At 42.4% G+C, this 6,337-nt stretch carries 5 protein-coding genes; all 5 read right to left on the reverse strand.

Translation table 11 applies throughout. The features are described from left to right. Positions 1 to 1,528, reverse strand: a 1,528-nt coding sequence (locus ENH88_RS00135) for a proton-conducting transporter membrane subunit (protein ID WP_304178215.1), incomplete at its 3' end; no start/stop codon positions are given. 203 nt (positions 1,529 to 1,731) lie between these two features. Further along, on the reverse strand, positions 1,732 to 2,946 hold the full coding sequence (locus ENH88_RS00140; protein ID WP_304178216.1) for a hypothetical protein: 1,215 nt from the start codon (positions 2,944 to 2,946) through the stop codon (positions 1,732 to 1,734). After that, positions 2,930 to 3,808, reverse strand: a complete 879-nt coding sequence (gene nlpI, locus ENH88_RS00145; RefSeq protein WP_304178217.1) for a lipoprotein NlpI — start codon at positions 3,806 to 3,808, stop codon at positions 2,930 to 2,932. The genes ENH88_RS00140 and nlpI overlap by 17 nt, the downstream gene beginning before the upstream one ends. 138 nt (positions 3,809 to 3,946) lie before the next feature. Further along, the gene (pnp, locus tag ENH88_RS00150; protein WP_304178219.1) at positions 3,947 to 6,073 is read right to left on the reverse strand and encodes a polyribonucleotide nucleotidyltransferase; all 2,127 of its coding nucleotides are present in this window, start codon (positions 6,071 to 6,073) and stop codon (positions 3,947 to 3,949) included. 79 nt (positions 6,074 to 6,152) lie between these two features. Continuing rightward, positions 6,153 to 6,337: hypothetical protein (locus tag ENH88_RS00155; protein ID WP_304178221.1), on the reverse strand; the 185-nt coding region annotated here is incomplete at its 5' end.

A 6,337-nucleotide genomic window follows, 5' to 3' on the forward strand; every position in this document is an offset into this window, starting at 1 on the left:
AGATGTGTATAAGAGACAGGTTAAAACCATGCCAAATTGACAACTTAAACTCAGGCGTTGCATCACCAAGCACAGCCAAAGAGGCCGCCGATAAAATGCCATCGACCACAAAATTCGGGAACATGCCTACTAACAAACATAGCACCACTAAAATTTCGATTGGTACGCGCATATAACGCGGTGGTTCATGGGGGGTTTTCGGTAAATCAATTGGGTCGCCATTAAAGAATACATCATGGATAAAGCGCGCTGAATAAGCTACTGAAAAAGCAGCCGCTAAAGTCGCTAATACTGGGATCAACCATGACATTGAACCAAGCACTTGTTGGTGTAAGGTCTCAGCAAAGAACATTTCTTTTGATAAAAAGCCATTTAGCAATGGCACCCCAGCCATAGCCGCTGCAGCAACCATTGCCAGCGTCGCTGTGTAAGGCATAAAACGCCACATGCCATTGAGTTTTCGCATATCACGGGTGCCGGTTTCGTGATCAATAATACCGGTTGCCATAAATAAGGAGGCTTTAAATGTTGCATGGTTAATAATATGGAAAATTGCTGCCACAGTGGCAAGCTCAGTATCTAAACCAAGTAATAAGGTAATTAAACCAAGGTGACTAATGGTTGAATACGCTAACAAGCCTTTTAAGTCATGCTTAAATAACGCGATATAAGCGCCAACTAATAAGGTGGTTAAACCTGTCATTGCCACTAAAATAAACCAAGTATCATTTCCTGCAAGTGCAGGATGGAAGCGCGCTAGTAAAAATATCCCTGCTTTTACCATAGTTGCTGAGTGTAAATAGGCACTAACAGGTGTTGGCGCCGCCATGGCATGAGGTAGCCAAAAATGAAATGGGAACTGCGCAGACTTAGTAAATGCCCCTAATAGCACGAGTACTAAGGCAACTTCAAATAGCTCGTGAGATTGGATCAAAGCGCGGCTGGCTAGAATTACATCAAGATTATAGCTACCAACAATGTCTCCGAGTAGTAATAAACCACCCAGTAGTGCTAAGCCGCCGGCTCCCGTGACTGCCAGCGCCATTCGCGCGCCTTTACGCGCTTCGGTTTTATGCCACCAGTAACTAATCAGTAAGAACGAGCTGATGCTGGTTAGCTCCCAAAAAAACCACAGTTGAATAACGTTATTCGACATCACAATACCCAGCATTGCCGTCATAAATAGCATTAAGTAACTGTAGAGCTTTGACATTGAGTCTTTCGCACTCAAGTAGTAACGAGTATAAAAGATTACCAGCAGACCTATTCCTAAGATCATAAAAATAAACAATAAGCTTAAGCCATCTAAGCGTAAGGCAATGTCTATTCCCAATGCGGGTATCCATTGTGCGGTAAAGCGGATTGTCTCACCCGCTAAAATCGCAGGCGCGTGATAAATCGCAATTGCTAAGGCGCATAACGGCGCTAGCATAGTTAAGCTCGTAGATTGATTACGAGTCAGTTTTCCGGTGCAGGAAGAAATAACACTGCCAATTAAGGATAACAAGGGTATCCAGAGCAAAGTCATAATGAGAAACCTTTTGAAGTCATAAGAGTATCAATACACTGCTAGTTAGTTTTAGTTTAGTACTGGTCATTGAGATGGTTTAATTTTAGCTTCAATAAACGCCTTATAGTTATACTGATAAGGGACGATTTTGTCTATAGTAAGCCCTGCTACCTGATGCTATTTTGTACTAATTTAACGCTGATTTTATATTATTCACAACTTTACTCGGCAATATTTTTATTTACCGTTTTATTGGTAAAGTCCATAGCTGGTGCAATTTGCTGAAAATAATCAGTAAAACGCACCGGTTGGTAGTGCGGATCACTGATTTTTCGCAGCCATAATTGCTGATATTGTGCAGAAAGTGGCAGTTGCTGATATTGCATAATAGACCAGTCAGCGCTTGGTTTGTATGCCTTACTCCCGGTTTCACAGCTATCACTCAAAACCCAGCCAGCAGGCGGTGTTAACCCATTGGCAATAAAAAGATTAGGTGCGACTAAACCGCGCTGATGACATAACCATGCTTGTTTTGCTGTAGGCAATGCATACTCATCTTCAAAGCCATTAAAATGCATTAATTCATGTAAAAATAAACCATAATGGCTCGCCGAGTTTAAGTGCATTATTCCGCCTTGCACATTACCAGAGCCTGTCGCCGTCATCATGACAATAAAATCAAAGCCCGTTGGCCATCTTTTATCGGCAATTAAAGGACGCCAATCACATTGAGCCGCAGAATCTGGCTGCTGCTGGCAATCTATTGTATTCCCTAAGTAAATGGGTTTACTAAAACAAAAGCTTGCTGCACGTGGTTGGGGCTGCTGTTGGTAACGGTGGGTAAATGCAGTGAGTTGGCTGATGCCTTGACGGTGATCTGTCATCAGCAACACATTAAACTGACACTGGGGCGTTGCTTTAAGTTGTGAAAAAGCCAATAAAAACCCTTCATCATTAGCAAACTCTTGCTCAATACGCTGCGGTGCTACTTTGTGCTGCAACTTTAAATGCTCTGCCGCATAGCTTGCAACAGGCAAAAGTTGTTGCTCTTTTAAGCTCTCTAAATCACTCCAGCGCTCAAAACGAAGTAACAGTGCGCTGAGCTGGCGACGTTTGTCTTCATTTTGCTGAGCAACACTAACACGCCAAAACGGCAGTGCGGCACGTGGCTGATCATTATTTAATAAGCGCAACGCCCATGCAAACTGAGCATCAGTAACGGCATTTAAAGCTAACAAGGATAAAGTGGGATCTGACAGACTATTTAATTGCGCATTAAAATCGTCAATAAAACGATAATAGCTAATAAGAATAGAATCTGGGGTATGTTTTACATGCCAAAAAGCAACATCGCGCTGCTGATCCACTGAGCTTGGTAAGCAACCAACACTCAGTACAACAGCAACGCTAATTAGATAGTTAACTAGCGTTTTCACCAGCCATTAACTCAAGCTCTAAACGCGCATATTTATATTCCACAAATTCATGCACATTAGTGGCAAGTGCTAAGCGGAAAAAGTCAGCGGCTTGATAATCTAAGCCTTTGGCTTGGTATATTTTCGCAAGGTAAAAATACGCTTCACACAAACGCTGCGCATATTCTTGTTCAGTTGAGACACCTTCGCTAATGCTGGCTAAAAAGGCTCGTTCGCTCATATCACCAATATACAAAGAGATTAACCCATATGCCCATTGACTATCGTCAAGACCTTGCGCATTGGCTTTTAACGTAGCTAACGCTTGTACAGGGTCAACGTTCGCTTGTGCTAAATAGAGCCATAACACACGGTATGGATCACTCGGTGAGCGAGCTAAAAACTCTTCTAGATCAGCGGCGGCAAGGCTTGGTCTATCACCATAGTACAGTGCGATACCACGGTTTAAATAGGCATATTCATGCTGCTCATTAAGCTCTAACGCTGAATCAAAAAACTCATAGGCTTTTTCAAATTGTTGCATCAAGGTATGGTGAATACCTAAAAAATTATACACTTCGGCTAAATCGGGCTTTAATTGCACGGCACGATTAAAATCGATGCGAGCCAAAGTAGACATGCCTAAGCTGTCAAATAATACACCGCGGTCATAAAGTAATTTTGCTTGTTGATCTGGCGCTAAATCGGCGCGATTCAATAATTCAGAATAGCGAGCTATCGCTATTTCACTACGAAAATCAGAAGGCAATGGTGCAGTGAAAGGCACGTTAACAATTGCAGTTGGTTGTGCTTGCGAAGTAGATTGACAGGCGCTTAAGGACAAAATAGCAAACGATGCCAAGGCTATGTGTTTAAGTATCATTAAAATCCTTTATACCAAGATAAGTAGCAAACAGATAAGACAAGTGCTATCCAAAGAGGTTTCATTAAAGCATAAAAAAAGAGGCTATACAGCCCCTTTTTATATTATCCAGAGAATATCTGGATTAAATATCAACAATTAAGCGTCAGTTGCTGTGTCAGCTGAAGATGCTGCTGCTTCCATTGCTTCTTTGATACTTAGACGTACGCGACCTTGACGGTCTACTTCTAGTACTTTAACTTTAACTTCTTGACCTTCAGATAGGTGATCTGTCACGTTATTTACGCGCTCAGTGCTGATCTGAGAGATATGCACTAGGCCATCTTTACCAGGCAGAATGTTTACAAATGCACCGAAATCAACAATACGTACCACTTTACCGTCGTAGATAGTACCTACTTCAAGCTCAGCTGTTAATTGCTCAATGCGGCTGATTGCATTTGCTGCGCTTTCACCGTCTGTTGCTGCAATTTTGATTGTGCCATCATCACCGATTTCAATCGTAGTACCAGTTTCTTCAGTAAGTTGACGAATAGTTGCGCCGCCTTTACCGATAACTTCAGCGATTTTCTTCTGTGGTATCTTCATTGTGTAGATACGTGGAGCAAACATTGAAAGCTCTTCAGATGGTGCAGAAATCGCTTCGTCCATCACACCTAGAATGTGTAAACGTGCCGCTTTTGCTTGTTTAAGCGCAATTTGCATGATTTCTTGCGTGATACCTTCAATCTTGATATCCATTTGTAGTGCAGTAATACCTGCAGCAGTACCAGCTACTTTAAAGTCCATGTCACCTAAGTGATCTTCATCACCTAAGATGTCAGAAAGAACTACGAATTTCTCGTCTTCTTTAACTAGACCCATCGCGATACCCGCAACAGAGGCTTTGATTGGTACACCCGCATTCATAAGTGCAAGTGACGTACCACATACCGATGCCATTGAAGATGAACCATTTGATTCAGTGATCTCAGATACCACACGGATTGAGTAAGGGAACTCAGTCAATGTAGGCATTACAGCTTGGATACCACGCTTAGCTAGGTTACCGTGGCCGATTTCACGACGCTTAGGAGAACCGACAAAACCTGTTTCACCTACGCAGAACGGAGGGAAGTTGTAGTTAAGCATAAAGTGGTTTTTGTGCGTGCCAGTTAAATCGTCGATCAACTGTGAATCACGTTCTGTACCAAGTGTAGCTGTTACAAGTGCTTGTGTTTCACCACGAGTAAAAATTGCAGAGCCGTGAGTACGTGGCAATACGCCAGTCATTACGTCAAGGGCACGGATCATATCTGGTTCACGACCATCGATACGTTTTTCGCCAGCAGTGATGCGGCCACGTACGATTTTCTTCTCAAGAGAACCAAATACTTTACCAACTTCTTGCTTGTCTAGTGACTCGCCTTCAGCAAGTTCAGCTGTTAATACAGCAACAACTTCGTCTTTAGCAACGCCAAGTGCTTCTTTACGAGCCACTTTATCAGTGATGCGGTAAGCTTCGCCTACTTTATCAGCTGCGATTGCTGCTACTTTATCTTCTAAAGCAACGTTCTTTTCAGGTGCTGCCCAATCCCATGTAGGTTTGCCAGCTTCTGCTTTGAATTCGTTGATTGCGTTGATGATAGCTTGAGATTGCTCATGACCATATACAACCGCACCTAACATTACGTCTTCAGCTAGAACGTCAGCTTCTGATTCAACCATAAGTACAGCGTTATCAGTACCAGCAACAACTAAATCAAGTTGGCTTTCTTCCAGCTCTTTTAGTGTCGGGTTAAGTACGTATTCGCCGTTGATGTAACCAACGCGTGCTGCACCAATTGGGCCACTGAATGGGATACCAGAGATAGCAAGTGCTGCTGAAGTACCGATCATCGCAACCATATCAGGTTGGATTTCAGGGTTAACAGAAACAACGGTAGCAATAACTTGTACTTCGTTTACAAAACCATTAGGGAAAAGTGGGCGAATTGGACGGTCAATAAGACGGGCAATCAGTGTTTCACCGTCGTTAGGACGACCTTCACGCTTTAAGAAACCACCAGGAATACGACCTGCAGCGTACATACGCTCTTGGTAGTTAACTGTTAGTGGGAAAAAATCTTGGCCAGGTTGTGCTTCACGCTTACCAACAACAGTAACTAATACTGATGTGTCGCCAATACTTGCTAATACTGCGCCGTCAGCTTGACGAGCGATTGCACCGGTTTCTAGGGTAACTGTATGTTGACCTAGTTGAAATTCTTTAATAATTGCTTGCACTTAAAATGTTCCTTAAATGTATTCTAATAAGTTGTCATCAAAGTACCAATTACAGTACATAATTGTATTCAGTTGGAAATCAATTAAGTACTACAATTGGCAATGATGCGAATAAGCGTAGATAAACCTTTTTATCTACGCGCCATAGTATATACCCAAACCACCCCAAGATGCGAGTTTCAGTTGGAATTAAAAGCGATTTAGGCAAGGCATTGATTGCAAGTAATAGTGGTTCTATTGTTAAAATCAATAACGCAGTATAAA

Source organism: Pseudoalteromonas prydzensis, assembly GCF_011050055.1.
Lineage (GTDB): Bacteria > Pseudomonadota > Gammaproteobacteria > Enterobacterales > Alteromonadaceae > Pseudoalteromonas > Pseudoalteromonas prydzensis_A.